Raw genomic sequence first — 25,591 nt, 5'->3', positions numbered from 1 at the left:
TGGTTATCTCAAAGGGTCTTCGGCGGCCGAGGCGATCGGTGAAGCGCCGGTGTCCGGTGCCAGTGCATGCCTTTGGTGGCGCCGATTCAACCGCTGCAACCGAAAGGTTTCCTGGTGATCAAGAATGCCCACCTGACGGTCGTCGTGATCGGTCAGGGTTATGTCGGTCTGCCCGTGGCCGAGGCGGCCGTGGCCGCCGGTCATCAGGTCGTCGGATACGACATCGACACCGACAAGGTTGCCCGCATCAATGCCGGCAGCTCGCCCATCGAGGACGTCGACGACGCCGGGCTGGCCGCCATGCTGGCCTCCGGCAGATACCGCGCGGTGACCGAGGGCGCGGACCTGCGCGGCTTCGACATCGCGCTGGTCACCGTTCCCACGCCGCTGGCGGACGGGCGGCCCGACCTCTCCGCCGTGCTGTCCGCGGCCCGCCTGATCGCGCCGCACGTCACCGCCGGGTGCACGGTGGTGCTCGAGTCGACCGTCGCGCCGGGAACCACCGCCGGGGCTTTCGCCCGGGAGATCGCGCAGGGCGCCGGCTCGCTCTCCGCCGCGGCCGGGGACTATCACCTCGGCTTCTCACCCGAACGGATCGACCCGGGGAACACGCGGTGGCGTTTCGGCAGCACACCCAAGCTCGTGTCGGGCACCACGGAGGCCGGCTGCGCGGCGGTCGCCGCCTTCTACCGGACGGTCTGCGAGGTTGTGGTCCCGTGCAGTTCACCGGACGTCGCCGAGATGGCGAAGCTCCTGGAGAACACCTACCGGCACGTCAACATCGCGCTGGTGAACGAGATGAGCCGGCACGCGCACCTGCTGGGCATCCCGATCTGGGACGTGGTCGAGGCGGCGGCCACCAAGCCGTACGGCTTCCAGGCCTTTTATCCCGGTCCGGGGGTCGGGGGGCACTGCCTGCCGGTCGACCCGGTCTATCTGGCCGACCGGGTCGAGAGCGAGGTCGGCCGCCGCTTCGACTTCGTCGACCTGGCCATGCGGGTCAACGACGAACAGCCGGACTACGTCGTCGACCGGGCCATGCACCTGCTCAACGGCCGGAAGCAATCGGTCAACGGGGCGTCGGTGCTCGTGCTCGGCATCTCCTACAAGGCGAACACCGGCGACATGCGGGAGACACCCGCGCACCGGATCGTCGAACGGCTGCGGGAGCTCGGCGCCGCCGTGTCGATCTGTGACCCGTACGCGTTCCCGGCGCCGGACGGCCTCCGCGACCAGTGGTCCGACGTGAAGATCGAGCAGCTGGGTGACGTCGCCACCGGCGCGGCCCGGGCGGATCTGACGATCCTGGTCACGGACCACGACAACCTGCCGTACGAGGACATCGCGCGCAACGCGGGCCTGATCCTGGACACCCGGAACCGGTTCCCCCGCGCGGGCAACGTGCACCGGCTGTAGCGGGACCGGTACGGCAAAACGGCGAACGGCGGAGGGCACCGGTGCCCTCCGCCGTTCGCCGTCGTCCCGGCGATCAGGCCAGGGGTGCGATCGTGAAGTTGTTGAAGTCGAACTCGGCGTTGTCGCCGCGGATCCCGGTGGCGCCGGCCTTGGCGATGGGGGCGCAGCCCGTTCCGGTGTCGGTGGCCGAGGTGACCGGCTTCCCGTCGCGGAAGAGCACGATCGTCACCGAGCCGTCGGCGTTGGTGCGGACCGAGGCGCCGACCTGGCGCCAGGTCGCGAGCGGGAAGGCGTGGCCGCTGCGCTCGCTGGTGCTGAGGGCGTAGTAGGCGCCGCCGTTGCTGACCCCGCCCAGGCACTTCTTCTTGATCACGATGTGCCCGTCCCGCCGCGCCACGCTCGCGTAGTAGAGCTCGTACTGGCTCTGGTAGTGCAGGAAGATGTGCACCCCGTCCCAGTCCGTGGCGGGCGTACGGGACGTGGTGGTGAGCTTGGCGATGTTGAGGTTCATCGACACCTGCACGTCCCGGAACGAGAAGTCGCGGGTGTTCAGCCGGAACACCGCCGAGTCCGTGCCGGTGCTCGAGGTGCTGTCCGGCGGGGTGGCGTCGACCGTGCCCGTGTAGCCGTTGCCGCCCCGGGCGAAGAGCGATCCGCTGGTCATCTCCCAGCTCGGCGACTCGACCCGCTTGGCGTCGGTGGGGTTCCAGTAGGCGTACTCGTTCGTCACGAGGCCCGGCTGCGGGAATCCCAGACCGGTGGCGGTGGTGGTGGCCGGCTCGGTAGTGGTGGCCGGTTCGGTGGTGGTGGCCAGCTCGGTGAGGCTGACGTCGTCGGCCACCAGGGCCTTGTTGCCGGGGAACGACCAGCCGAGGCTGAGCCGGGTCACCCCGGCCGGCGTGACCGGCAGGTTCAGCGTGTAGCCGCGCAGGTCGGTGGTGGCCGCGGCGGTCGGGCCGGTGTACCAGCGCGTCCACCCGGTGGTGGGCGAGTACGCCGACACGACCGCCTTCAGGCCGCCCGTCGAGCGGGCCCAGAAGCCGAGCGAGTACGTCCGTCCCGCGGTCACCGGCAGCTGGCACGCGTCGGTGCGGTCGGTGGTGAGTTCCACCGGGGCGGTCGACGCGGTCAGGCCCGTCGCAGAGGCCGCCCAGGCGCCGCTGTGTGCGCCTTGCGTCACCGTCAGTTTGGCCGCGCCCGTGGTGCCGATGTTCCAGCAGGTCAGCTTGCCGCTGGTCCAGCCTCCCTCGAATGAGGGGTTCGGCACCGGCAGGACGGCGGCCGCGGCGGGTGAGGTGACCGCCGGGCAGAACAGGCCGGTGGCCGTCAGTGCGGTGGCAGTGAGGGCGGTGACATGGGCTTTCCAGGCTTTACGCATCACGCGGTCGTCGTCCTCTGCTCGCAACTAGGCGGTGTCGCCTTCGGTCCCCTTTCGAGTCGGACTAACTCCGGGCGCGATGAGGTGGGAACGGTTGCCAGACGGCAGCAAAAAGGTTGGCCTACTTCGCTATGCGGCGCGCAGCCGGCTCCGCAGCCACCGTGGATCAGGGTTCACATGCGGGCTTCCCGCCAGGATGACCGTGGGGACCGTCTCGTTGCCGTCCGCCACCGCGCGGACCGCCGCCGCACCCTCCGGGTCCTGCCAGATGTCGACCCAGTAGGCCCGGCGGGCCGTGCCGCCCAGCGTCGCCCGCAGCCGCAGGCAGAACGGGCAGCCCGGCCGCCAGTAGACGATGGCCCTGCCGTCCTGCGCGCTGCGCCGCTGGGCCTCCGCCGCCGGCATCGACCGGGGGAACACCAGCGGGGACACCAGCAACGCCAGCAGGACGCCGGGGACGAGATACCACACCGGGCGACCGGCGATCACCGCCACGGCGCCGAGGATCAGGAGCAGGCCGGGCGGACCCCATCGACGAAGCATGATGCGGACGGTACGCGAGCGATGCGGGGTGCCGCGACTGGCCGTAGGGTGCGCAATCGTGTCTACCGCGATCTCGTTGGTGCTGCTCATCGCGGTGCTGGGCTTCGCCGTGGTGCGGCCCGCCGGGTTGCCCGAGGCGGTCGGTGCGGTGCCGGCCGCCGCGCTCACCGTGGTCGCCGGGCTGGTGCCGTGGCGCGACGCGGTGCATGAGCTGGCCTCGCTCGGGCCCACGGTGGGCTTCCTCGCCGCGGTGCTGCTGCTGGCGTACCTGGCCGACCGGGCCGGGGTCTTCCGGTTCGCCGGCGCGGTCGCCGCCCGGTGGAGCGGCGGTTCGCCGCGGCGGCTGCTCGGGCTCGTTTTTGTCATCGCCGCCGCGGTCACCGCGGCGCTGAGCCTGGACGCCACCGTCGTGCTGCTCACGCCCGTGGTCTTCGCCACGGCCTCCGCGCTGGCCGTCCGGCCCAAACCCCACGTGTACGCCTGCAACCACCTCGCCAATTCCGCCTCGTTGCTGCTGCCGGTGTCGAATCTCACGAACCTGCTCGCGATGTCCGCGGCCGGCCTGTCGTTCCTGAGCTTCGCCGGACTGATGGCGCTGCCCTGGCTTGCCGTGATCGGCGTCGAGTACGTGATCCTGCGCCGCTTCTTCGCCGACGATCTGGCCACGCCGGCGCACCGCCCCCCGGTCGAGCCGGTACGGCCACCACGGTTCGCGCTGACCGTGCTGGGCGTGACCCTGGTCGGCTTCGCCCTGGCGTCCCCGCTGGGCGTCCACCCCGCCTGGGTCGCGCTGGCGGGCGCCCTCGCTCTCGCCGTACGGCTGAAGGTGGGCGTGCCCACCCTGCTGCGGAAGGCGAATCCGGGGTTCTGTCTTTTTGTCTTCGCCCTCGGCGTGGTCGTGCTCGGGGTGAGCCGGGGCGGTTTCGGCGCGCTGGTCGACCGGGTCGCGCCGCACCGCGCGGACCTGCTCGGCCTGCTGATCATGGCGTTCCTCGCCGCGGTGCTGGCGAACGTGCTCAACAACCTGCCGGCGACGCTGATGCTGTTGCCGTTCGCGGCGCACTCGCCCGGGCTGGTGCTGGCGGTGCTGCTGGGCGCGAACATCGGGCCGAATCTGACGTATGTCGGTTCCCTCGCCACCCTTTTGTGGCGCCAGATCCTGCACAAGAGTGGTCACCCGCCCGTGACGGGTGAATTTCTCCGGCTGGGTGCACTCACCGTGCCGGCCTGTCTGATCGTCGGGGTGGCGTCACTGTGGGTGAGTCTGCGAGTGTCGGGGTTGTGAGGATCCTGGTGTGGGTCACGGAGGGCACCTGGCCCGCCTGTGTCGATGCGGTGCGACCCCTCGCGGGGGAGGTCACCCTGTTGCACGTGGTGGACGATGCGACCGCTGCCGCATTGAGCGCTCCGGTGGGGCTGCTGGGCCGCTCCGGCAGTGCCGACGAGGCCGAGTTTCTGCTGGCCCGGGCCGAGCGGGAGCTGCTGGAGGCGGCGGCGGCGCGGCTCGGCCGCGAGGCCGGAACCGAGGTGCGGCAGGGCCGTCCGGAGCGCGAGGTGGTGGCCGCGTGCGCCAATGTGGATCTTCTTGTGCTGGCCCGCGACGGCGACCGCAGCCGGCTCGGTCCGCGCAGTCTGGGGCACCACACCCGCTTCGTGGTCGATCACGCACCGTGCCAGATTTTGCTGGTCTGGCCGGAGACGACACCGGGTCTCGGCACCCTCCCGCCGCCGCCTCACCATGATCAAATTCGCTGATCAGGTGACAGGTGCGTGTCGGTACCGTTTCGTCCCTGGCGGACCGGCGTTGTTACCTGCGAAGATTACCCATAGTGACAGTTAACATGCCGCCCTAATATGTCGCGTCTTTGCAAGGCGTAGTGCCGAAATCCACCGGATCGGACAACCCGTCCTAACCTGGCGGCGAAAAAGTTTCACAGGACGGCCTCGCGCAAAGGTGTCTATGTCTGCCCTAAGGTTGGTCAGGTGAGAGTTGAGCAGCACTGGTGGAATGGTGACAACCGGCTCGCGCGCCGGGATGTCTACGTCCGCACCGACGGCGAGGTCTGGGAGGTCGAAGCCCAGATGGGTGGCCCCCAGGGCAAATCCAAGGTGCAGCAGTGTCCAGGAAAGGCCTCCGCGCTGATCCTGGCCGACGCGTGGCGCGGACCACGCTGGCAGTGGCGCAAGCTCTGAGCGCCAGGAGCCGGGCTGTGCCGCACGCTTGAGTCTCTCGGCCAGCCAAGACATGTCGATCGGGTCGGACCCCCTGCGGGGTCCGGCCCGATTCTGCTGACAACACCGTGCGTCCGGCCTGTGGCCGCTGATGGGCCAGATCGCCGCGAGCACGCTGGCGTTCAGCGGCATCCGGCTGCGGAAAAGTGAAACGCGGACGTATTGTCCGCCATCGACCGTTCGGGTGGATCTAGGCTGAGAACCCGCTCAACCCGGACGAAAGTGATGCCATGCAGGTCACTGTGACTGACACCCGTTCTGACGTCGCCGTGTTGCGCCTGAGTGGCGAACTCGACGCCGACACCACCACCAGGCTGCATGAACTGCTCGCGGAGCTGCTGGAGCGGCCGGTACCCCGGATCGTCGTGGACCTCTCGGACCTCAAGTTCTGCGACTCGGTGGGGCTCAGCGCCTTCATTACGGCAAAACAGGTGATCGTCGCGCGCGGCGGCTGGCTGAGCTTCGCCGGCGCGAACCGGTTCCTGGTCTCGCTGCTGGAGACCGTGGGGCTGAGCCGCTACTTCGCGATCTTCCCGGACGTCGAGGAGGCGATCGAGGCGGCGCAGGTGTAGCGCCCGGGCCGGTTGGCTGACCGCCCAGCCTGGACGCCTGACCCGGCCGACCTACTCGGCGTCGTCCTCCTGGTGGATGGGGGAGGACGTGAGCAGGTCCAACTCCCAGCGCGCGGTGAACCCACCGTCCTCATCGGCCACCAGATAGGAACTGACCCGGACGCCGAGATCAAGCTGGGCGGCGGCGCGCAGATGCTCGACCAACTCGTCAACGCTGGTGAGGTAGTGCGTGGCGATCAGCTCGGGCGCCGGCTCTTCCTCGGTCTTGATGTCGGTGTCGGTCACGGCGTGCATGTCGGTGTCGGTCACGGCGCCCAGCCTAGAGGCGGCCGAGGGCGCTCAGCGCGGCGGGAGAAGGCCCACCCGGCGGCAATCACGATCTTGAGCAGCGCCGGGAGGCGGCCTCTTGATCACTCCCGGGGGCCGTCCCGCTATCGGCTGCCGGACACGCAGAAGGGCCGATCCCCGTGGGGGTCGGCCCTGGCGTCGTGCTGGCGGAGGATACGAGATTCGAACTCGTGAGGGGTTTCCCCCAACACGCTTTCCAAGTTTGCGGCGCCTCGTCCGGTACCGATCGCCTAGGGCCGTGACCTGCTAGAGACCTCGATCGAGGGACGCTCACGGGCAGCCCCGATCGGTGCTGAACGAGACGGTAAGTGAGACGGCAGACTCGTGGGTCGGGGGTCTCGCTACTGATGGACTGTCGCAAGGTCAAGAATGTCGTACCCTGCCGATACCGTCAGCGTCGACGCGAGTTCACCCCCTAGGAGCCTCGATGCCGAGCCCGACGACGCTTGTGATGCACTTCACGCATGAGGACAACCTTGAACGGATCTTGGATCAAGGTGGTCTCCTGTGCGATCGAGCGTGCCAGAAATCGGGGCTGAACCGCCGCAACATCGCCTATACAAGCATCAAAGCGCAAAGGGCCCGGACGGTAGTCGAGGTGCCCCCTGGCGGGACCTTGGACCAATATGTTCCCTTCTATTTCGGTCCCAAGTCGCCGATGATGTTGACGTACAAGAGTGGCAACGTCACAGGTAAAAGGGAAGATCTGAGTGAGCTGCTGTATTTTGTGACGGCAGCGCAGGACATCGCTGCCGCTGGACTGCCGTTCGCGTTCACGGATGGGCATCCGATCGTCGAGCCGCGCCTTTTCTTCAACGACCTAGTCGACCTCAGGGAGGTTGACCTTCCATTGATGAAGGAGAGGGATTGGTTTGATTATGATGATTATCCGGACCGCAAGCGTCGCCGACAGGCCGAGTTCTTGGTTTGGGAAAAAATGCCTCTTGAGTACATGCGAGGCATCGTCACCATGAATGAGGAAAAGTGTCGCAAGGTTCTCGGCATTCTAGAGAGCAATGATGTCGATCTGCCCTGCAGAAGTCGTCCAGGCTGGTACTATTAGTTAGAGCGGGAGGCGAGAGTTATGGCAATTAAGCCCGGTTCAGGAAATCTCCTTCTGGCGCAAGTTGATGCATTGGTCAATACGGTCAATACTGTTGGGGTTGCTGGCAAGGGCATCGCCCTCCAGTTCCGGCAGGCATTCCCGAATAATTACAAGCTGTACGAACGCGCATCGAAGCGGGGCGAGGTCGAGCCTGGAAGGATGTTCGTAACCTCCACCGGCCAGATACAGCCTCCGCACTACATCGTCAACTTCCCAACGAAGCGGCACTGGCGTGGTGCAAGCCGGATTGAGGACATCGAGGCCGGCCTGCAGGACCTAGTCCGTGTGATCGGCGAGTACGGGATTTCCTCGATCGCTGTACCTCCCTTGGGTTGTGGCAACGGTGGACTGATCTGGGAGGATGTCCGTCCACTCATACTGCAGTACATGGAGCCTCTTACGTCGGTCGACGTGGTGTTGTTCGCACCTACTGGTGCACCGGCACCTGATGAGATGCCCATTCGCACCCGAAGGCCATCGATGACTCTGGGCAGAGCGACGCTGTTGATGCTCTTAAAGCAATATCGGGATGCTGACGAATTTAGACTGACGGCGTTGGAAGTGCAGAAACTCGCCTACTTCCTCCAGGTTGCGGGGCAGCCACTTCGTCTAAATTACGTCAAGGCGAAGTATGGGCCATATGCCGAGAACCTTAATCACGTCTTGCGCACGTTGGATGGTCACTTCACCAGCGGCTTCGGCGATCGAAGTGAGGAACCGCGTATAAGGCTGCTCCGTGACGCTCCTGCGGAGGCTCAAAGCTTCCTCGTTGGACATCCTGAGACGCTGGCGCGCCTAGAGCGAGTGTCGCAGCTCGTGGCAGATTGGGAATCGCCCTACAGCCTGGAGTTGCTCGCAACGACGCATTGGGCGTTGACACATAGCGTCGGCAAGCCATCGAGGCATGAGATCTACAACTTCGTGGCCTCTTGGACGCCCCGGAAAGCTGACCTGTTCAAGACCAGGCAAATCGATCGAGCGATCGACCGCCTAATTGCCTGCGGTTTCGTGGATGCGGTTCAAAAGCGATAGTCTGCATGGACGGTAAAGTCCCCGGACTCCTCAGTTTGTGCAGACGAAAGGCTTCCGTTGCGCGCTGTCGAGCCGAAGCGTCACGCCGGACTCCGATTCTCAGCTCCGGTGACCATGTACAGAGCCGGGAACGGCGAAACGCCGCGCAACTCTGGCAGGAAGGCGGTTGGGTATTTACCTCGCCGACCGGAGTGCCACTCAATCCGAACGCCGACTATCACGAGTGGAAAAGCTGCTCAAAGATGCGGGCGTTCGTGACGCCCGGCTGCACGATGCGCGGCACACAGCGGCCACCGTGCTCATGCTGCTCGGTGCAGGAGCGGGCCGCGATGGACGTCATGGGCTGGGCGACGACCGGCATGGCCGCGCGCTACCAGCACGTGACCGACCCTCTACGGGCCGACATCGCCAAGCGCGTAGGCGGCCTGATCTGGACCGCTGCTGAGGCACCAACGACCGAGGCGGAGCCGCCGGTGGGAGGGCCTAGTACGGCAGCCGCCATTCGTGATCATGGCTGGAGTTCGAGGTTGAGACGGCGGGTGTAGTGGGCTCGTCTGGCTCGTGCCTGGTGCCGGCGTCGCCATTGTGACCAGCGTAACGGTAGGCGATGCTGCGTGTCGGCCGGATCAGTAGGACGTTGATCAGGCGGCGGATCTCGTTGACGGTCAGGTCGATCATGTCCGGCTGACTGCGGCGATCTGGGGTGCGCGCATCAGCGGCGCAGATCGCGAGGACGGCGAGGGCTGCCAGGGCGAGGGTGGTGAACCGGTGCCAGGACGTCCACCGACGGACCTGGTGCTGGTCCAGACCGACCTGCCCCTTTCCGGCCTGGAAACTCTCCTCCACGATCCAGCGAACTCCCGCTACCCGCACGAGTTGGGCGAGAGTGACCGGGCCCGGTGTCCAACAGCGGTAGAAGGCCAGCTCACCGGTCGCATGGTTGCGGCGGATCAGCAGACTGTGCCGGCCGTCGTCGTCGGGGTCGCCGTCAGCGCCGACGTCGGCGAGCCAGGCCCAGTCGTAGAACCGTGGCCCTTTCGATCCGTCGCCGGCGCTGCGGCGGGTCCACGCCGTGGCCGGTAGATCGGCGGCCAACCGGTCGGCGCGGCAGCGGATCTTGGCGCCGTCGATCGGCACGAGGTGATCGCAGGAGACCGCCAGGACATAGCCGAGGCGGAGTTTGCGCAGCTCACCCCGGAGCCGGGTGTTGTTGCCGTAGGCCTCGTCCGCGGCGACCCACCGGGCCGGGACCAGGGCCTTCACCGCGGCGGTGATCATATGGTCGGCCAGTTCGGATCGGGTGGCGAACGCGACGTCGTCCGGGATGCCGGCCTGTTCACACCGCCGGCGGTCGTCAGTCCAGGACTTCGGCAGGTAGACCCGCCGGTCGATCAGGGTGTGGCCGTGCCTGCTCGCATAGGCCAGGAACACCCCGACCTGGGCGTTCTCGATCCGTCCCGCGGTTCCGGTGTATTGGCGCTGGACACCGACGGTGTGCACGCCCTTCTTCAGATCGCCCGTCTCGTCGACCACCAGGACCCCGTCCGGGTCGCCGAGCCGGTCCACGACAACCTGCCGCACGTCGTCGCGGACCGCGTCGGCGTCCCACTTCGCCCGGTGCAGCAACCGTTGCATCGCGTCCGGCCGAGCATGTCCCGCCTGTTCCGCCAGCTGCCAGCACGTCTTGATCTGCAGGTCGGCAAGCAGGCCCGTGACGAACCCGGCCGCCGCCCGGCGGGGCTCGACCCGGGCGAACCGGCCCGCGAACGAATCGATCACCAGGTCGATGGTTCGTCGCCATCGGGCAGGCTCTACGCTGTGGCTCTCGGCCACCGCAAGGTCTGATGTTGTGTCCACAACGCACAGACGATCATGCGGTGGCCGTCCTCGTTCCCGCGGGATCCGAGGTCACCTCACGAACGGCGGCTGCCGTACTAGCCGGTCGGTAGTCAGACGTGAACTGAGGCGGAGGTAGACGAAGGGCCGGACCAACAGGTCCGGCCCTTCCACGTTTGCCCTGATGAGCGGTGCGGAGGATACGAGATTCGAACTCGTGAGGGGTTTCCCCCAACACGCTTTCCAAGCGTGCGCCCTAGGCCACTAGGCGAATCCTCCGTGCGCCAGCTTACAAGACCCACCGGGGCGTCCTGGAGCGGGAGGGCTGCACGGCTCCTCGTCCGCGCCAGGTACTCTATCCGCAGCCCCTCGTGCGGCGTCATCTTGTGAACCTCCCCAGGGCCGGAAGGCAGCAAGGATAAGCGAGCTCTGACGGGTGCACGGGGGGTCCTTTCGTGCCCGGGGTTTGTTGTTGTCACACCCCCGACGGAGAATGGCGCGGTCGTCGGAGGAGGTGGCAGGAGTGGCTCTCGCCCTCTACCGCAAGTACCGGCCCCGGACCTTCGCCGAGGTCATCGGGCAGGAGCACGTCACCGAGCCGTTGTCGCAGGCACTGCGCAGCGGCCGGTTGCACCATGCCTATCTGTTCTCCGGGCCGCGTGGCTGCGGCAAGACCTCCAGCGCGCGCATCCTGGCCCGCTCGCTCAACTGTGAGCAGGGCCCCACCCCGGAGCCGTGCGGGGTCTGCGCGTCGTGCAAGTCGCTGGCCAACGACGGCGCCGGGTCCATCGACGTCATCGAGATCGACGCGGCCAGCCACGGTGGTGTCGACGACGCCCGTGACCTGCGGGAAAAAGCGTTCTTCGCGCCCGCCAGCAGCCGCTACAAGATCTACGTCATCGATGAGGCGCACATGGTCTCGTCGGCCGGCTTCAACGCGCTGCTCAAGCTCGTCGAGGAGCCGCCGGATTACGTCAAGTTCATCTTTGCCACGACCGAGCCGGAGAAGGTCCTCGGCACGATCCGGTCGCGCACCCATCACTACCCGTTCCGGCTGATCCCGCCGGCGGTGCTCCGGCCGTACCTGCAGCAGCTCACCGAGGCCGAGGGGGTGCACGTCGACCCGGCGGTGCTCCCGCTGGTCGTGCGGGCCGGCGGCGGCAGCGCCCGGGACAGCCTGTCGGTGCTCGACCAGCTCATCTCCGGCGCCGGGCCCGAGGGGGTCAGCTACCCGCGGGCGGTGTCGCTGCTCGGTGTCACGGATGCGGCGCTCATCGACGAGATGTGTGACGCGGTCGCGGCGGGTGACGGCGCGGCGGCGTACCAGACCATCGACCGCGTGGCCGAGGCCGGCCACGACCCCCGGCGCTTCGCTTCCGACCTGCTCGAACGCTTCCGCGACCTGATCGTGCTGCAGCAGGTCCCGGACGCCGTCGCGAAGGGCCTGATCGACGGCCCGGCCGACCAGCTCGAGCAGATGGGCGCGCAGGCGACCCGGCTCGGCCCGGGCACGCTGTCCCGCTGCGCGGACATCGTGCACAACGGCCTGGTGGAAATGCGCGGCACGACCGCGCCGCGGCTGCTCCTGGAGCTGATCACGGCCCGCATGCTGCTGCCGGCCGCGGACGACGCGACCAACTCGCTGCTCCAGCGCCTGGAGCGGATGGAGCGGCGACTCACGCTCTCCGCCGATGAGGTACGCCCACAGCCCGAAGCCGCTGGTCAGGCGGCTCCCGGGGGCGGCGGGATCTCCGCTGCTCGCGCCGCTGCGGCGGCTGCGGGGCGGCGTGCGCCCGCGGTTGCGTCGCCGGTCTCCGGGGCGGGTTCGGTGTCGGCTGACGGGGCTTCCGGTGCGGCCGCGCCGGTTTCTGCGATGCCTGGCTCGGCCTCTCCGGTCTCGGCGGCGCCGGGGTCTCCTGCCGCTGGTGACGAGGGACCGCCGTGGGACACCTCACCTGTGCCGGCTGCCGCGTCTTCGGCGCCACACGCCGGCGGGCCGGTGCCGGTTTCGGGCGGTCCTGTTTCCGCTGCGCCGGCTTCTCGGGTTCCGGTCTCAGCGGCTCCTGGCTCGCCGTCTCCCGTCTCGGGGGTTCCCGACTCACCGTCCCCTGGCGCGGCCGGTCCTGGCGCGGCCGGTCCCGGCTCGGCTGCTCCTCGCCCGGATGGTCCCACCTCGGCTGCTCCTGGCTCGGCCGGAGCCGGCTCGGCTGCTCCTCGCCCGGGCGGTCCCGCCTCGGCCGGTCCTGGCTCGGTTGCGCCTGGTCCGGTTGCAGCCAGCTCGGTGGCTCCCGTGTCGGCGGTCGGCCGGTCGGAGCCTGCCGGGCTCATGCCCGACGCGCCTGAGGAGCCCGGCTTCGCCGCGGCGGCTGAGGCGCCCGGTCAGCTGTCCGCCGCGGCGATCCGGGAGGTCTGGCCCGAGATCATGACCGCGGTCAGCCGCAAGAGCAAGAAGATCGCCGCGCTCGCCCAGGGCGCCACCGTGCGGGACCTTGAGGGCCAGACCGTGGTGCTCACGTTCCGCTTCCCGGCACACGCCAAAATGGTCGCGGCCGAGCCGGCGCTGATCTCCGACGCGCTCTACGAGGCGCTCGGCGGACGCTGGCAGATCCGCTGCGACGTAGCGGGGGAGAGCGGGCCGTCGCCGGGCTCGGGCGGTTCGGCACCGCGGAGCCCGCGTGGTGGGCCGTCGGGGCCCGCGCAACGTTCCCCGCAGGCCCAGGACGTCCCGCAGGGTGGATCACCGCAGCGTCCGCAGGAGGGTCCGCCCCGCCAGGACGCGTCCCGCACCGCGCCGAGCAGCAGCGGTGCCCCGGCACGCCAGCGAGAGGCCGCGCCGCGTTCGTCGGCGGTCGTCGAGAGCGACGCCGGCGACGAGTGGCCGGAACCCGCCCGTCCCGGTGGGCTCGCCACGGCCGTGGCGACGCAGGTGGTCGAGGCTCCCCCGGAGGACGACGAGGGGTGGCCGGAGCCGGCACTTCCCGGCGGCGCTATGAGCGCCGGGCGGGGCTTCACGGACCCGAGCGTCGGGCAGAGCAGCCCGGCCGTTGACGACCTCGACGGGCCGGGCGGCGGCCGGGGCTTCGGTGGTTCGGCGGGATTGGCCGGTGGCACGGCCACCACGACCAGCGAGATCGGTGGTGCCGGTGCGGCCGCGGGAACCGATGGTTCGGGCGGCATCACGGGTCAGCACGTGGGCCTGGGCGGTGCGGGTGGCGGCCTCGGCAGCGATTCCGGCACGACCGTTGCCAACGGTGGCCCGGGTGGGACTTCCGGCGCGAACGGCGCCAACCACGGCCAGGGCAGCATGCCCGGTGCGGGCGGCGGCCAGGGCGGTGCAGGCGGCGGCCAGGGCGGTGCGGGCATAGCGGGCGGCCAGGGCAGCGCGGGCATAGCGGGCGGCCAGGGCAGCGCGGGCAGCGGCCACGGCGGTGCCGGCGGTGCGGGCGGCGGCCAGGGCAGTGCGGGCGGCGGCCAGGGCAGTGCGGGCGGCGGTCCGGCAAGCCAGGGCAGCGCGACCGGTGCAGGCACCGGACCGGCAAGCCAGGGCAGCGCCCCGGCCACGTCGAACGCCGCCAACCCGACGTCAAGTCACCCCGGCCCGGCCACCGACCCCGGCACTACCGCTGACCGCAACGCTTCCCGCAACAGCGCACCCGCGGCCGCCGCGGCACCCCCCACCGGCGGCCGAGCATCCGCCCCCGGCGGACGGGCACCCTCCAGCGGCCTGGCCGCCGCCCGAGCCGCCGCCGCCGGAGCCGGCCGCGGCACCAACGCCGCCAAGACCAGCGCCTGGGCCGACGGCTCGCCCACCGAGGAAGCACCCTACGACCCCGAATACGACGGCCCGCCCCGCGCAGCCGCCGCTGGCCGCGCGAACGGTGCTCCTGCGAACGGTGCTCCCGCGAACGGTGGCCCTGCCTTCGAGGGATTCGACCCCGGCGACGAGCCGCTGGATGACGTGATCGACGAGAAGACCGCTCGGCAGAGCAGTGAGCAGCAGGCCGTTCAGCTGCTTCGGGACGCTCTCGGGGCGGAGAAGATCAGCGAGTCCTGACCCGGTTCCGTGCCCCCTGTGCGGGGCACTGGACAATGGTTGTGACTACCCCCGTTTTAAGGAGCAATGCGATGCGCCCCGGTGGACAGCCGAACATGCAGCAGATCATGAAGCAGGCGCAGAAGATGCAGCAGCAGGTCGCGCAGGCGCAGGCCGAGCTCGCCGAGACCGAGGTCACCGGTACGGCCGGCGGTGGCCTGGTCACCGTGGTCGTCACCGGACTGGGCGAGTTCAAGTCCATCAAGATCGACGCGAAGGCGGTCGACCCTGAGGACGTCGAGACGCTGGAGGATCTGGTGCTCGCCGCCATCCACAACGGGTCCGAGGCGGTGCGGGAGCTGACCGAGCAGAAGATGGGTCCGGCCACCGGCGGCCTGGGCGGCCTGTCCCTCCCGGGATTCTGAGCCTGTGTACGAGGGCGCCATCCAGGACCTGATCGACGAGCTGGGCCGGCTCCCGGGCGTCGGCCCGAAGAGTGCCCAGCGGATCGCCTTCCACGTCCTGTCCGCCGATCCCGCCGACGTCAACCGGCTGGCCAACACCCTGCGCAAGGTGAAGGAGCTGGTCCGCTTCTGCACGACCTGCTTCAACGTCGCCGAGTCGGAGCAGTGCCGGGTCTGCCGCGACACCCGTCGCAGCAACGAGGTCATCTGCGTGGTCGAGGAGCCGAAGGACGTCGTGGCGATCGAGCGGACCGGCGAGTTCCGCGGTCGCTATCACGTCCTGGGTGGCGCCATCAACCCGCTCGAGGGCATCGGGCCGGACAACCTGCGGATCCGGGAGTTGCTGATCCGGCTCGGCACCGGCGAGATCAAGGAGCTGATCCTCGCCACCGACCCGAACACCGAGGGCGAGGCCACGGCTACCTACCTCGCCATCATGGTGAAGCCGATGGGCATCGCCGTCACCCGGCTGGCCAGCGGGCTGCCGGTCGGCGGCGATCTTGAGTACGCCGACGAGATCACCCTGGGCAGGGCTTTCGAGGGCCGCCGCGCCGTGTAGCCATACCGGCGCATTTTGCCCGCTTTGCGGTACTTCAGCGTCATGTAGCCGGTAGTTTTCCGTCTTGGCGGGTCCGCAGGTAACGGTCACATCACGGGGGAGACACGGAAGCACGCGCGTGCCGGTGATGGCCTTGACCGCACCCCCGCGGTAGGTGAATGTTCCTAACGATGGCGGCACACCCGCTGTCGCGTGCCCTCGTGGCGCCGGTCGGACCTGACCGGTTTCCCGGGGGAACGGCACTCGAGGCTTGCGATAACCGATCGGTTGCCGGGCGCTGCGGGAGCCATAACCGCCGGTTTCCGGGCTTGGTGCCCGTCACCGCGGCTGTGGAAACCTGTGGTCGGCGGCCGGGGAAAGGACCGGCGGATACATGTCGATCGGCCCAGAGGCGTCGATTACCGACGAGCGGTCGGCGCCCACCGACGACCCCGCCATCGAGCGGGCGTCCGGTGAACAGGCCATAGCCGGCCGGTCGCTGCGGCAGATCGCGTGGCGCCGGCTCAAGGCGGACAAGGTCGCGCTCGCCGGTGCCGTGGTCGTCGGCGTGCTGGTCCTCATCGCGGTCCTCGCGCCGGTGCTGACCAAGCTGTTCGGCCACCCGATCGACGAGTTCCACGGCGACCAGATCGACCCCACGCTCGGCACCCCGATCGGTCCTTGGGGCGGCATCAGCAGGGATTTCATCCTCGGTGTCGAGCCCGTCTCCGGCCGGGACATCTTCAGCCGCATCGTCTACGGCGCCCAGACCTCGCTGACGGTCGCCTTCCTGTCGGCGTTCCTCTCCACCATCCTCGGTGTGCTCTTCGGTCTCTCGGCCGGCTACCTGGGCGGCTGGGTCGACGCGGTGGTCAGCCGGATCATGGACTTCCTGCTCGCCTTCCCGCAGCTGCTCTTCGCGATCGCCCTGGTGTCGGTGCTGCCCGACTCCATGCTCGGGCTCGGCGACCGCTGGTCCCGGGTCTTCGTGCTGGTCGGCGTGATCGGCTTCTTCGGCTGGCCGTACATCGGCCGGATCGTGCGCGGGCAGACGCTGTCGCTGCGCGAGCGTGAGTTCGTCGAGGCCGCCAAGAGCCTCGGCGCCCGTTCACCGCGCATCCTGGGCCGGGAGCTGCTGCCGAACCTGGCCGCGCCGATCCTCGTCTACACGACCCTGATCATCCCCACCAACATCCTCACCGAGGCCGCCCTCAGCTTCCTCGGCGTGGGTATCCCGCCGCCGAACCCGTCGTGGGGCGGCATGCTCTCGGACGCGGTGAACTTCTACCGCTACGACCCGATGTACATGATCGTTCCGGGCGGGATGATCTTCATTACCGTGCTGGCCTTCAATCTCTTCGGTGACGGCCTGCGTGACGCGCTCGATCCCAAGGCCCGCTGACACAGGGGTCTTTGCACCACATGCATGTTCCGCGGCCCTCGGGTTCGCTGTCTAGGAGGTAGGAGTTACAGGTGGTTAGCAAGACTAGGGTGGTGGCGGCCGCAGGGCTCGCCGTCGCGTTGGGCCTCACCGCCGCTTGCGGTGGCACGGCCGACAGCGACTCCGACAAGGGCACGACGACGACCGGTGCGTCCGGCTACAACGCCGCGATCACCGGTGTGGTCAACCCGAGTGACAAGAAGGGCGGCACGCTGAACCTGATGTCCGCCCAGGACGTCGATTCGATGGACCCGGCGCGCGCCTACTACGCGTTCGTCTGGAACCTGAACCGGCTCTACACCCGCAAGCTCGTGGACTACGCCGCGGCTCCCGGCAAGGACGGCCTCAAGCTGGTCCCCGACCTGGCGACGGCCGAGCCCGAGATCAGCGCCGACAAGCTGACCTACACCTTCAAGCTGCGTAGCGGCCTCAAGTTCGACGACGGCGCACCGATCACGTCGAAGGACATCAAGTACGGCATCGAGCGGGTCTGGGCGGCCGACGTCATCTCCGGCGGCCCGGTCTACCTGCCCGGCGTCCTCGACCAGGGCCAGAACTACCCGGGCCCCTACAAGGACACCGACCCCGACAAGCTGGGGCTGAAGTCCGTCACCACGCCGGACGACACCACCATCGTCTTCAAGCTGGCGAAGCCGTTCTCGGACTTCCTCTACCTGCTGGCGATGCCGGGCTCCGGCCCGGTGCCCAAGGCGCGCGACACCGGAGCGCAGTACGGCTCCGCCCCGGCCTCCTCCGGCCCGTACATGCTCAAGGCGGGCGCTGTTGTGCCCGGCAAGAGCGTGTCGTTCGTGCGCAACCCCAACTGGGACCAGGCGTCCGACCCGATCCGTAAGGCGCTGCCGGACGCGATCAACCTGACGATCACCACGAACGCTGACGACATGGACAAGCGTCTCATCGACGGCACCGTGGACCTCGACGCCGGTCAGACCGGCGTGCAGACGCAGGCGCGTACCCAGATCCTGCAGGACGAGAAGCTCAAGGCGAACTCCGACGCCCCGACCACCGGCTTCCTGCGTTACGCGGGCCTGGCCACCTCGGTCGCGCCGCTGGACAAGATCGACTGCCGCAAGGCCGTCATCTACGCCGCGGACCCGACGTCGCTGCAGACCGCCCGTGGCGGCCCGATCGCCGGTGGCGACATCGGCACGAACATGCTGCCGCCGAACATCGCGGGTGCCGACCCGTCGTACGACCCGTTCAACCGGCTGCAGGGCAAGCCGCAGCTGGACAAGGCCAAGGAGGCGCTGACCGCCTGTGGCATGCCGAACGGCTTCGACGTGACCATCGCGGTCCGCAACAACAAGCCGGCTGAGGTCAAGAGCGCCGAGGCGCTGCAGGCCGCACTCAAGGCCGCGAACATCAACGCCAAGATCGACCAGTACGACGGCGCGCAGCAGGCCTCGATCACCGGTTCGCCCGACAACGTGAAGAAGAAGGGCTACGGGATCATCATCGGCGGCTGGGGCGCCGACTACCCGACCGGCGCCGGCTTCATGCAGCCGCTGTCGGACAGCCGCTTCATCCCGAAGAACGGCAACTACAACCTGCCGGAGATCAAGGACCCCGCGATCGACGCGCTGTACGACCAGGCCGCCGGCGAGACCGACCCGGTCAAGGCTGCCGACATCTACAAGCAGATCAACCAGAAGATCATGGAGGGCGCGTACTACCTGCCCTTCGTCGTCGACAAGGCGCTCAACTACCGCAACCCGCGGCTGACGAACGTCTACGAGCACTCGGCCCTGAGCATGATCGACTTCCAGGCCATCGGCCTGAGCGACGGCAAGTAGTCGATCTTTCTAGCACCGAAGGGCAGGTGAAGGCCGCCCGCAGCGGGCGGGCGCCGGTTCCGCGAGGAAACGGCGCCCGCTCCCTGTCCGGCCGAACGTCGTGCTGGCATATCTCATCCGGCGGGGAGTCAACGCCGTGCTCACCCTCCTGGTGGTCACGCTGGTCACCTTCGGCATCTTCTTCATGGTGCCCAAGATCACCGGCAGCGACCCCGCCCTGCTCTACATCGGCAAGACCGCCGACGCCGCCTCGGTGGAGGGCATCAGGACCAAGCTGGGCCTGGCCGACCCGGTCATCGTGCAGTACGGCAAGTTCCTGAAGGGTCTCGTCGCCGGACGGGACTACGCCAACGGAAACGACGTCACGCACTGCCCCGCGCCCTGCATGGGCTACTCGTTCAAGACGGACCAGGAAGTCTTCCCCCTGCTCATGGGCGACCTGCCGGTGACCATGTCGCTGGCCCTGGGAGCCGCGGTGCTGTGGGTGCTCATCGGGGTCTCCACCGGCGTCATCTCCGCACTGCGAAGAGGCTCGCTGTTGGACCGGGTGGTGATGACCGGCGCCCTGGCCGGCGTCTCCCTGCCGATCTACTTCACCGGTCTGCTGGCCCTGAGCATCTTCGTGTACTGGCTGGGCTGGCTGCCCAACGCCGAGTACACCCCGTTCATCGACAATCCGTTCGCCTGGGCCTCGGGCCTGATCCTGCCCTGGGTGACCCTGGCCTTCCTCTTTGCCGCCACGTACGCCCGGCTTACCCGGGCCAACATGCTGGAGACCCTGGGCGAGGACTACATCCGGACAGCCCGCGCCAAGGGCCTGCGGGAGCGCACGGTCATCGGTAAGCATGCGCTGCGCTCGGGCCTGACCCCGCTCGTCACCGTCTTCGGCCTGGACCTGGGCGCCCTGCTGGGCGGCGCGGTGCTCACCGAGGCGGTCTTCAACCTGCGTGGTCTGGGCTACCAGGCACTGACGGCGATCCGCGGCAACGACCTGCCGGTGATCATCGGCGTGACGCTGATCGCGGCGTTCTTCATCGTCTTCATCAACCTCATCGTCGATGTGCTGTACGGCCTCATCGACCCGCGGGTCCGGCTGGGCTGAGGAGAGAACCACATGTCTACCGACTCGCTCGCCGGCCTCACCATGCCGGGCGACCGCACCACCCGACCGTTCCTCGAGGTCAAGGACCTCACCGTCCGCTTCGAGACCGACGACGGGATCGTGCAGGCCGTCTCGAACTCGTCCTTCTCCGTCGACCGTGGCAAGACGCTCGGCATCGTCGGTGAGTCCGGCTCGGGCAAGAGCGTGACTTCGCTCGCGGTGCTCGGCCTGCACCGCACCCGCAGCAACGCCAAGGTCGAGGGCCAGGTCTGGCTGGACGACCAGGAGCTGGTCACGGCGACCGACGAGCAGGTACGCCAGCTGCGCGGCGGCAAGATGGCGATGATCTTCCAGGACCCGCTGAGCGCGATGCACCCGTACTTCACGGTCGGGTCGCAGATCGTCGAGGCGTACCGGGTGCACAACCCTAAGGCCTCCAAGAAGGAGGCCCGGGAACGAACCATCGACATGCTGGCCCGGGTCGGCATCCCGCAGCCGGCGAAGCGGTTCAGCGACTACGGCCACCAGTTCTCCGGCGGTATGCGCCAGCGCGCGATGATCGCGATGGCCCTGGTGAACGACCCCAAGCTGCTGATCGCGGACGAGCCCACCACGGCGCTCGACGTGACCGTGCAGGCGCAGATCCTGGACCTGATCCGGGACCTGCAGGAGGAGTTCGGCTCGGCGGTCATCATGATCACGCACGACCTGGGCGTGGTGGCGGAGCTGGCCGACGACGTCCTGGTCATGTACGGCGGCAAGATCATCGAGCGGGGCCCGGCGGCGGACGTGTTCCACAGCCCGCAGCACCCGTACACCTGGGGTCTGCTCGGCTCCATGCCCCGGCTGGACCGGGACGTCCGCGAGCGGCTCAACCCGGTCAAGGGCTCGCCGCCGAGCTTGATCAACCTGCCGTCCGGCTGCTCGTTCCACCCCCGCTGCCCGTACGCGGGCCGCACCGGGGACCGGTCGTTCACCGAGGTGCCCGAGCTGCGCGGCGGCGTACACGCGGTCGCCTGTCACCTGCCGCCGGAGGATCGCCGGCGGATCTTCGAGCAGGAAGTCGCTCCGAGTCTGTGAGCGAGAGCGGGAGTGAGAAGAAGATGACCGAAAACCTGCTTGAGGTCACCGGGCTGCAGAAGCACTTCCCCATCACCAAGGGCGTGTTCCGGCGCCAGGTCGGTGCGGTGCGCGCGGTCGACGGCATCGACGTGTCGGTGCGCCAGGGCGAGACCCTGGGCCTGGTCGGCGAGTCCGGCTGCGGCAAGTCGACGGCAGGCCGGCTGTTCACCCGCATCCTGGAGCCGACCGGCGGCAAAATCGTCTTCGCGGGCCAGGACATCAGCCACCTGAACACCGAGAAGATGCGCCCGCTGCGCCGCGACGTACAGATGATCTTCCAGGACCCGTACTCGTCGCTGAACCCGCGGCACACGGTCGGTTCGATCATCGCCGCGCCGCTGCAGATCCAGAAGATCCCGACGCCGAAGGGCGTCAAGACCGCGGTGCAGGACCTGCTCAAGCTGGTCGGCCTCAACCCGGAGCACTACAACCGCTACCCGCACGAGTTCTCCGGCGGCCAGCGCCAGCGCATCGGCATCGCCCGCGCGCTCGCCCTGCGCCCCAAGCTCATCGTCGCCGACGAACCGGTCTCCGCCCTGGACGTGTCGATCCAGGCGCAGGTCGTCAACCTCCTCGACGACCTGCAGCGCGAATTCGACCTGACCTACGTCTTCATCGCCCACGACCTGTCGGTGGTCCGGCACATCTCCGACCGGGTCGCCGTCATGTACCTCGGCAAGATCGTGGAGATCGCCGACCGCACGGAGCTCTACAAGAACCCGCGGCACCCGTACACGGTGGCGCTGATGTCGGCCGTACCGGTGCCGGACCCGTCGCGACGCGACCGCGCCCAGCGCGAGCGGGTGCTGCTCACCGGCGACGTGCCGAGCCCGATCAACCCGCCGTCGGGATGCCGCTTCCGCACCCGGTGCTGGAAGGCGCAGGAGATCTGCGCGACCGAGGAACCCCCGCTGGTGCCGCGCCTGGACGACCCCGAGTCGCACCAGACCGCTTGCCACTTCCCGGTTGCCAAGGAAGAGATCGTGGTGGGGCGGTCGCCGGCCGGGACGTCGGCTTAGCTCTCAAGATCCAAATCAAGATCCGGTCGTGCGTGGTTGCATGGTGCTGACCGTCGCTCCCGCCGAACGCAGGGTGGTTGCATGTTCTATCCGCTGCCTGGTGGTTGCATGGTGGGCTTGGGGGCGGGGATGACCCACTCCGGGCGATCAGGCTTGGTCCCTGCGTGGGTCATCCCCGCCCCCAGCCTGTGGTGGTCACCCTTTCCCCTTCCCCGGCTGCCCGGCTGGGGGTTTCTCGCGCGATCTTGTAGCGCTGGGGTGCGGAGCTGACCATTAGTCCACACCGTCCACCGACTCGTTGTTTCGGCCGAGCTGCGGCGTCATGGGCCGGACCTGCGCTGTGGCTGGTCCGGCTTCGGGCTGCTTGGCCGACGGGGTGGGTCAGCCCTCGGGGCGGTTGAGGATGCCGACCGCGATGGCGTGGACCGCTTCGAGGTCCGCGGGGTTCTTGAGGGTTGCCTTTGCGCCTGTCACGGCGTACCACTCGTCGGCGTCCTTGTATTGCACGCGGACCGTGACCTGGTCGCCGGAGAGTTCCGTCCGCAGGGTCAGGTCGCCGGTGACGACGCCTACCTCGTCGGTCATCACTCCACCCTGGCCTGCTGTGATGTCCGTGTCCTTGCTGGTGGCTGCCGACGCGGGCGCTTCGGCAGGCGTGGTTTCGGCGGCCACGGCCTCAACAGGCGCAGCGGCGGCGGGCGCGGGGTCGGCAGGTGCAGCGGCGGCGGGCGCGGGGTCGGCAGGTGCAGCGGCGGCGGGCGCGGGGTCGGCAGGTGCAGCGGCGGCGGGCGCGGCCTCGGGTGTCGCCGTGGTGGATGATTTTTTGTGGGATGAGCGTCGGGTCTTGGGCGTGGGTTCGGCCGGTTCCGGCGCGGTTTCGGTGGTGGGGTTGGGGGTTGTCATCAGCAGGTCCTCAGCATCGCGGTCAGCGCAGACTTCTCCTTGGTGGTCACGGTGAGCTTCCACTGGCTCTTCACCACGATCCAGTCCTGAGCGTATTGGCACCAGGCTTCGGTCTGCTCGGGTTTCCACGTGGACGGGTCCTGATCACCCTTTGACCGGTTGGACGCCGCCGAAACCGCCACCAGCTGGGGATCCTTGAGGTCGTTGGCGAATTCCTCGCGCTGGTCGGTGGTCCAGGCGTTCGCGCCCGAGCGCCAGGCGTTGGCCAGCGGCACCACGTGGTCGATGTCGACCTTCGACGGGTCGGTGATCTTGTCGCCGTCGTAGACGCTGATCCAGGTGCCGGCGACGACGTTGCAGCCGGAGACCTTGACCTTGGTGCCGTCGCGCTTGAGGACCGAGTCGCGGATGTCGCAGTTGCTGCCCGTGCTGTTCCAGTGCGGGAACTTCTCCCGGCTGTAGCCGCGCATCGAGCCGGTCTTGGTGACGACCTTCAGCTTCTTGAGTTTCGCCCGGGCGGCGGTGGGGTCGGTGGTCGCGGTGCCACCGGTGGTCGAGTCCGAGCCCGCGCCCGAGTCGGAGCCGGAGTCAGAGCCGGTTCCCGAGCCTCCGCCGGTTTCGGCGGGCAGTTCGCAGCCGGCGGCGACGGTCAGGGTGAGGAGGGCGGCGGCGGCACGCAAGGTCCACAAGGGAGTTGTACGAGGGGGCACCCGTTCAGGGTATGCCCCCTACGCCCGCTTCGCGCGGGTCGTCATCCGTGCCTGAATCGTTCCGCGCGCCGCCAGGGTGAACCTGGCGGCGCGCGGAACAAATGCTCAGCGGACGCGGTTGACCGCGCTCGTCACGGCCTTGATCGAGGCGGTGACGATGTTCGCGTCGAGGCCGACGCCCCAGACCGACTGGCCGTTGACCTCGCACTCCACGTACGCGGCGGCCTGCGCGTCGCCACCGGACGACAGCGCGTGCTCGGCGTAGTCCAGCACCCGGACCTGGATGCCCAGCGGCTGCAGCGCCTGCACGTACGCGTCGATCGGGCCGTTGCCGACCCCGGCGATCGGCCGGCGGGTGTTGCGGTGCCGGATCTCCACGTCGATCTCGACCTTGCCGTCCACCGTGGCCGTGCTGTAGCGCTCCAGGTCGACGACGCCGAAGTCCTGGTGATCGATGAGGTACTCGCCGGCGAAGATGTCCCACATCTGCTGCGGGCCGACCTCGCCGCCCTCGGTATCGGTGAACTGCTGCACCACGCCGGAGAACTCGATCTGCAGCCGGCGCGGCAGGTCGAGCTTGTGCTCGGACTTCATGATGTACGCGACCCCGCCCTTGCCGGACTGCGAGTTGACCCGGATGACCGCCTCGTAGCTGCGGCCCACGTCCTTCGGGTCGATCGGCAGGTACGGCACGCCCCAGGTGAACGCGTCCACGTCGACGCCGGCCTCGGTCGCGTCCTCCTGCAGTGCGGTCAGGCCCTTCTTGATCGCGTCCTGGTGCGAGCCGGAGAACGCCGTGTAGACCAGGTCGCCCACGTACGGGTGACGCTCATGCACGGGCAGCTGGTTGCAGTACTCGACCGCGCGCTTGATCTCGTCGATGTCCGAGAAGTCGATCATCGGGTCGATGCCCTGGGAGAAGATGTTCAGCCCCAGCGTGACCAGGTCGACGTTGCCGGTGCGCTCGCCGTTGCCGAACAGGCAGCCCTCGACGCGGTCCGCGCCCGCCAGCACGCCCAGCTCGGCGGCGGCCACGGCGGTGCCCCGGTCGTTGTGCGGGTGCAGGCTCAGGATGATGCTCTCGCGGCGCGGCAGGTGCCGGTGCATCCACTCGATCGAGTCGGCGTACACGTTGGGGGTGGCCATCTCGACCGTGGCCGGCAGGTTGATGATCAGCGGGCGGTCCGGCGTCGGGTCGATGACGTCGATGACCGCCGAGCAGATCTCCAGCGCGTACTCCAGCTCGGTGCCCGTGTAGGACTCCGGGGAGTACTCGTAGAAGATCTCGGTGTCCGGGGTGTGGATCTCCGCGTACTTCTGGCAGAGCCGCGCGCCGGTCGTCGCGATGTCGGTGATCCCGGCCTTGTCCAGGCCGAACACGACCCGGCGCTGCAGCGTCGAGGTCGAGTTGTAGAAGTGCACGATGGCTCGCTTGGCGCCGCGGATCGACTCGAACGTGCGGTCGATCAGGTGCTCGCGGCACTGCACCAGCACCTGGATCGTGACGTCGTCCGGGATCAGGTCCTGCTCGATGAGCTGGCGGACGAAGTCGAAGTCGGTCTGGCTGGCGGCCGGGAAGCCGACCTCGATCTCCTTGTAGCCCATCCCGACCAGCAGGTTGAACATCCGGCGCTTGCGCTCGGGGGACATCGGGTCGATCAGGGCCTGGTTGCCGTCGCGCAGGTCGACGGCGCACCAGCGGGGCGCGGCCTCGATCCGCCGGGCCGGCCACTGCCGGTCCGGCAGGTCGACGGTGAACTGCTGCTGGTAGGGCTGGTAGCGCTCGAACGGCATCCGGCTCGGGCGTTGGCGCGCGATCGGGTCGCCGGTTACATCAGCGGTGGAAGACATGGTGAGGGCTCCTGAAAAGTGGTCAGTTCCGAGGAACGACCGGCGCGCGTCAACTCCGCGACGAGGTGCCGGCCTGGAATGGGGCCTCGTCGCGGCAGCGAAGGAGAAGCGCCTGCCACATGTCGAACGTCA

General features: G+C 68.6%; 22 protein-coding genes, 1 tRNA gene, 1 other RNA gene and 1 pseudogene. 16 read left to right on the top strand and 9 right to left on the bottom strand.

Annotation, left to right across the window (positions count from 1 at the left end; genetic code table 11):
• The first annotated feature begins 114 nt into the window (after nt 1–114).
• On the top strand, nt 115–1,416 hold the full coding sequence (locus ACIBQZ_RS17735) for a nucleotide sugar dehydrogenase (RefSeq protein WP_396089717.1): 1,302 nt from the start codon (nt 115–117) through the stop codon (nt 1,414–1,416).
• A 73-nt stretch (nt 1,417–1,489) separates the two neighbouring features.
• Here ACIBQZ_RS17735 and ACIBQZ_RS17730 read toward each other — a convergent pair whose 3' ends face one another.
• Both ACIBQZ_RS17730 and ACIBQZ_RS17725 read right to left on the bottom strand, forming a co-directional pair.
• Nucleotides 1,490–2,794: a hypothetical protein gene (locus tag ACIBQZ_RS17730; RefSeq protein WP_396089716.1), complete on the bottom strand. Its 1,305-nt coding sequence runs from the start codon at nt 2,792–2,794 to the stop codon at nt 1,490–1,492.
• A gap of 129 nt (nt 2,795–2,923) precedes the next feature.
• Nucleotides 2,924–3,337 (bottom strand): glutaredoxin domain-containing protein, encoded by a 414-nt coding sequence (locus tag ACIBQZ_RS17725; RefSeq protein ID WP_396089715.1) that lies wholly within the window; start codon nt 3,335–3,337, stop codon nt 2,924–2,926.
• 58 nt (nt 3,338–3,395) lie between these two features.
• Here ACIBQZ_RS17725 and ACIBQZ_RS17720 point away from each other — a divergent pair, with 58 nt between their 5' ends.
• The 4 genes from ACIBQZ_RS17720 to ACIBQZ_RS17705 all read left to right on the top strand — a co-directional run bounded on the left by ACIBQZ_RS17720 (nt 3,396) and on the right by ACIBQZ_RS17705 (nt 6,141).
• The gene (locus ACIBQZ_RS17720) at nt 3,396–4,622 is read left to right on the top strand and encodes an ArsB/NhaD family transporter (RefSeq protein ID WP_396089713.1); all 1,227 of its coding nucleotides are present in this window, start codon (nt 3,396–3,398) and stop codon (nt 4,620–4,622) included.
• Nucleotides 4,619–5,092 (top strand): universal stress protein, encoded by a 474-nt coding sequence (locus ACIBQZ_RS17715; protein ID WP_396089712.1) that lies wholly within the window; start codon nt 4,619–4,621, stop codon nt 5,090–5,092. Before ACIBQZ_RS17720 ends, ACIBQZ_RS17715 begins: the two co-directional genes overlap by 4 nt.
• Nucleotides 5,093–5,320: 228 nt before the next feature.
• Nucleotides 5,321–5,530 carry a hypothetical protein gene (locus ACIBQZ_RS17710; protein ID WP_203768881.1) on the top strand — a complete coding sequence of 70 codons (210 nt, stop codon included), beginning with the start codon at nt 5,321–5,323 and terminating at the stop codon, nt 5,528–5,530.
• Between the two features lie 269 nt (nt 5,531–5,799).
• Nucleotides 5,800–6,141: an STAS domain-containing protein gene (locus ACIBQZ_RS17705; protein WP_396089710.1), complete on the top strand. Its 342-nt coding sequence runs from the start codon at nt 5,800–5,802 to the stop codon at nt 6,139–6,141.
• A gap of 51 nt (nt 6,142–6,192) precedes the next feature.
• Here ACIBQZ_RS17705 and ACIBQZ_RS17700 read toward each other — a convergent pair whose 3' ends face one another.
• Nucleotides 6,193–6,450 carry a hypothetical protein gene (locus ACIBQZ_RS17700; protein WP_396089709.1) on the bottom strand — a complete coding sequence of 86 codons (258 nt, stop codon included), beginning with the start codon at nt 6,448–6,450 and terminating at the stop codon, nt 6,193–6,195.
• A gap of 466 nt (nt 6,451–6,916) precedes the next feature.
• On the opposite strand from ACIBQZ_RS17700, the gene ACIBQZ_RS17695 reads away from it, so the two are divergent.
• On the top strand, nt 6,917–7,552 hold the full coding sequence (locus ACIBQZ_RS17695) for a DUF4433 domain-containing protein (protein ID WP_396089707.1): 636 nt from the start codon (nt 6,917–6,919) through the stop codon (nt 7,550–7,552).
• A 21-nt stretch (nt 7,553–7,573) separates the two neighbouring features.
• Nucleotides 7,574–8,626: a macro domain-containing protein gene (locus ACIBQZ_RS17690; RefSeq protein ID WP_396089706.1), complete on the top strand. Its 1,053-nt coding sequence runs from the start codon at nt 7,574–7,576 to the stop codon at nt 8,624–8,626.
• Nucleotides 8,627–8,843: 217 nt separating this feature from the next.
• Here ACIBQZ_RS17690 and ACIBQZ_RS17685 read toward each other — a convergent pair whose 3' ends face one another.
• The 3 genes and pseudogenes from ACIBQZ_RS17685 to ACIBQZ_RS17675 all read right to left on the bottom strand — a co-directional run bounded on the left by ACIBQZ_RS17685 (nt 8,844) and on the right by ACIBQZ_RS17675 (nt 10,741).
• Nucleotides 8,844–8,987 carry a hypothetical protein gene (locus ACIBQZ_RS17685; protein ID WP_396089705.1) on the bottom strand — a complete coding sequence of 48 codons (144 nt, stop codon included), beginning with the start codon at nt 8,985–8,987 and terminating at the stop codon, nt 8,844–8,846.
• A gap of 147 nt (nt 8,988–9,134) precedes the next feature.
• Nucleotides 9,135–10,402, bottom strand: a pseudogene (locus ACIBQZ_RS17680) (IS701 family transposase).
• A gap of 254 nt (nt 10,403–10,656) precedes the next feature.
• Nucleotides 10,657–10,741: transfer RNA gene (locus tag ACIBQZ_RS17675), tRNA-Ser, on the bottom strand.
• A gap of 81 nt (nt 10,742–10,822) precedes the next feature.
• On the opposite strand from ACIBQZ_RS17675, the gene ffs reads away from it, so the two are divergent.
• The 9 genes from ffs to ACIBQZ_RS17630 all read left to right on the top strand — a co-directional run bounded on the left by ffs (nt 10,823) and on the right by ACIBQZ_RS17630 (nt 21,995).
• Nucleotides 10,823–10,918, top strand: an RNA gene (gene ffs / locus ACIBQZ_RS17670) — signal recognition particle sRNA small type.
• 67 nt (nt 10,919–10,985) lie between these two features.
• Complete coding sequence (locus tag ACIBQZ_RS17665) at nt 10,986–14,516, top strand: DNA polymerase III subunit gamma and tau (protein ID WP_396089703.1); 3,531 nt, start codon at nt 10,986–10,988, stop codon at nt 14,514–14,516.
• Nucleotides 14,517–14,611: 95 nt separating this feature from the next.
• Entirely contained in the window at nt 14,612–14,920 is a 309-nt protein-coding gene (locus ACIBQZ_RS17660; protein WP_396089821.1) for a YbaB/EbfC family nucleoid-associated protein, read from the top strand.
• A gap of 4 nt (nt 14,921–14,924) precedes the next feature.
• Entirely contained in the window at nt 14,925–15,518 is a 594-nt protein-coding gene (recR, locus tag ACIBQZ_RS17655) for a recombination mediator RecR (protein ID WP_396089702.1), read from the top strand.
• Between the two features lie 373 nt (nt 15,519–15,891).
• Nucleotides 15,892–16,899, top strand: a complete 1,008-nt coding sequence (locus ACIBQZ_RS17650; protein ID WP_396089701.1) for an ABC transporter permease — start codon at nt 15,892–15,894, stop codon at nt 16,897–16,899.
• 71 nt (nt 16,900–16,970) lie between these two features.
• A complete protein-coding gene (locus ACIBQZ_RS17645; protein ID WP_396089699.1) occupies nt 16,971–18,752 on the top strand; it encodes an ABC transporter substrate-binding protein in 1,782 nt (593 codons plus the stop codon).
• 100 nt (nt 18,753–18,852) lie between these two features.
• Nucleotides 18,853–19,854, top strand: a complete 1,002-nt coding sequence (locus ACIBQZ_RS17640) for an ABC transporter permease (RefSeq protein ID WP_396089697.1) — start codon at nt 18,853–18,855, stop codon at nt 19,852–19,854.
• 12 nt (nt 19,855–19,866) lie between these two features.
• Nucleotides 19,867–20,934 carry an ABC transporter ATP-binding protein gene (locus ACIBQZ_RS17635; protein WP_396089696.1) on the top strand — a complete coding sequence of 356 codons (1,068 nt, stop codon included), beginning with the start codon at nt 19,867–19,869 and terminating at the stop codon, nt 20,932–20,934.
• A gap of 23 nt (nt 20,935–20,957) precedes the next feature.
• Nucleotides 20,958–21,995 carry an ABC transporter ATP-binding protein gene (locus tag ACIBQZ_RS17630; RefSeq protein WP_396089695.1) on the top strand — a complete coding sequence of 346 codons (1,038 nt, stop codon included), beginning with the start codon at nt 20,958–20,960 and terminating at the stop codon, nt 21,993–21,995.
• 381 nt (nt 21,996–22,376) lie between these two features.
• Here ACIBQZ_RS17630 and ACIBQZ_RS17625 read toward each other — a convergent pair whose 3' ends face one another.
• The 3 genes from ACIBQZ_RS17625 to leuA form a co-directional block, all read right to left on the bottom strand.
• On the bottom strand, nt 22,377–22,898 hold the full coding sequence (locus tag ACIBQZ_RS17625; protein ID WP_396089694.1) for a hypothetical protein: 522 nt from the start codon (nt 22,896–22,898) through the stop codon (nt 22,377–22,379).
• Entirely contained in the window at nt 22,898–23,527 is a 630-nt protein-coding gene (locus tag ACIBQZ_RS17620; RefSeq protein ID WP_396089820.1) for an HNH endonuclease family protein, read from the bottom strand. The genes ACIBQZ_RS17625 and ACIBQZ_RS17620 overlap by 1 nt, the downstream gene beginning before the upstream one ends.
• A 186-nt stretch (nt 23,528–23,713) precedes the next feature.
• Nucleotides 23,714–25,459 (bottom strand): 2-isopropylmalate synthase, encoded by a 1,746-nt coding sequence (gene leuA / locus ACIBQZ_RS17615; protein ID WP_396089693.1) that lies wholly within the window; start codon nt 25,457–25,459, stop codon nt 23,714–23,716.
• Nucleotides 25,460–25,591: the final 132 nt, after the last annotated feature.

The sequence above is a fragment of the Actinoplanes sp. NPDC049599 genome, assembly GCF_044465625.1.
Taxonomy (GTDB): Bacteria; Actinomycetota; Actinomycetes; order Mycobacteriales; family Micromonosporaceae; genus Actinoplanes.
This window is presented reverse-complemented; position numbering and strand designations above follow the sequence as displayed.

Excerpts from the sequence above, each read along its gene's own strand:
- leuA (WP_396089693.1), bottom strand. The coding sequence starts at position 25,459 with ATGTCTTCCACCGCTGATGTAACCGGCGACCCGATCGCGCGCCAACGC.
- ACIBQZ_RS17685 (WP_396089705.1), bottom strand. The coding sequence starts at position 8,987 with ATGCCGGTCGTCGCCCAGCCCATGACGTCCATCGCGGCCCGCTCCTGC.
- ACIBQZ_RS17625 (WP_396089694.1), bottom strand. The coding sequence starts at position 22,898 with ATGACAACCCCCAACCCCACCACCGAAACCGCGCCGGAACCGGCCGAA.
- ACIBQZ_RS17690 (WP_396089706.1), top strand. The coding sequence starts at position 7,574 with ATGGCAATTAAGCCCGGTTCAGGAAATCTCCTTCTGGCGCAAGTTGAT.
- ACIBQZ_RS17730 (WP_396089716.1), bottom strand. The coding sequence starts at position 2,794 with ATGCGTAAAGCCTGGAAAGCCCATGTCACCGCCCTCACTGCCACCGCA.
- ACIBQZ_RS17705 (WP_396089710.1), top strand. The coding sequence starts at position 5,800 with ATGCAGGTCACTGTGACTGACACCCGTTCTGACGTCGCCGTGTTGCGC.
- ACIBQZ_RS17635 (WP_396089696.1), top strand. The coding sequence starts at position 19,867 with ATGTCTACCGACTCGCTCGCCGGCCTCACCATGCCGGGCGACCGCACC.
- ACIBQZ_RS17695 (WP_396089707.1), top strand. The coding sequence starts at position 6,917 with ATGCCGAGCCCGACGACGCTTGTGATGCACTTCACGCATGAGGACAAC.
- ACIBQZ_RS17650 (WP_396089701.1), top strand. The coding sequence starts at position 15,892 with ATGTCGATCGGCCCAGAGGCGTCGATTACCGACGAGCGGTCGGCGCCC.
- ACIBQZ_RS17630 (WP_396089695.1), top strand. The coding sequence starts at position 20,958 with ATGACCGAAAACCTGCTTGAGGTCACCGGGCTGCAGAAGCACTTCCCC.
- ACIBQZ_RS17660 (WP_396089821.1), top strand. The coding sequence starts at position 14,612 with ATGCAGCAGATCATGAAGCAGGCGCAGAAGATGCAGCAGCAGGTCGCG.
- ACIBQZ_RS17725 (WP_396089715.1), bottom strand. The coding sequence starts at position 3,337 with ATGCTTCGTCGATGGGGTCCGCCCGGCCTGCTCCTGATCCTCGGCGCC.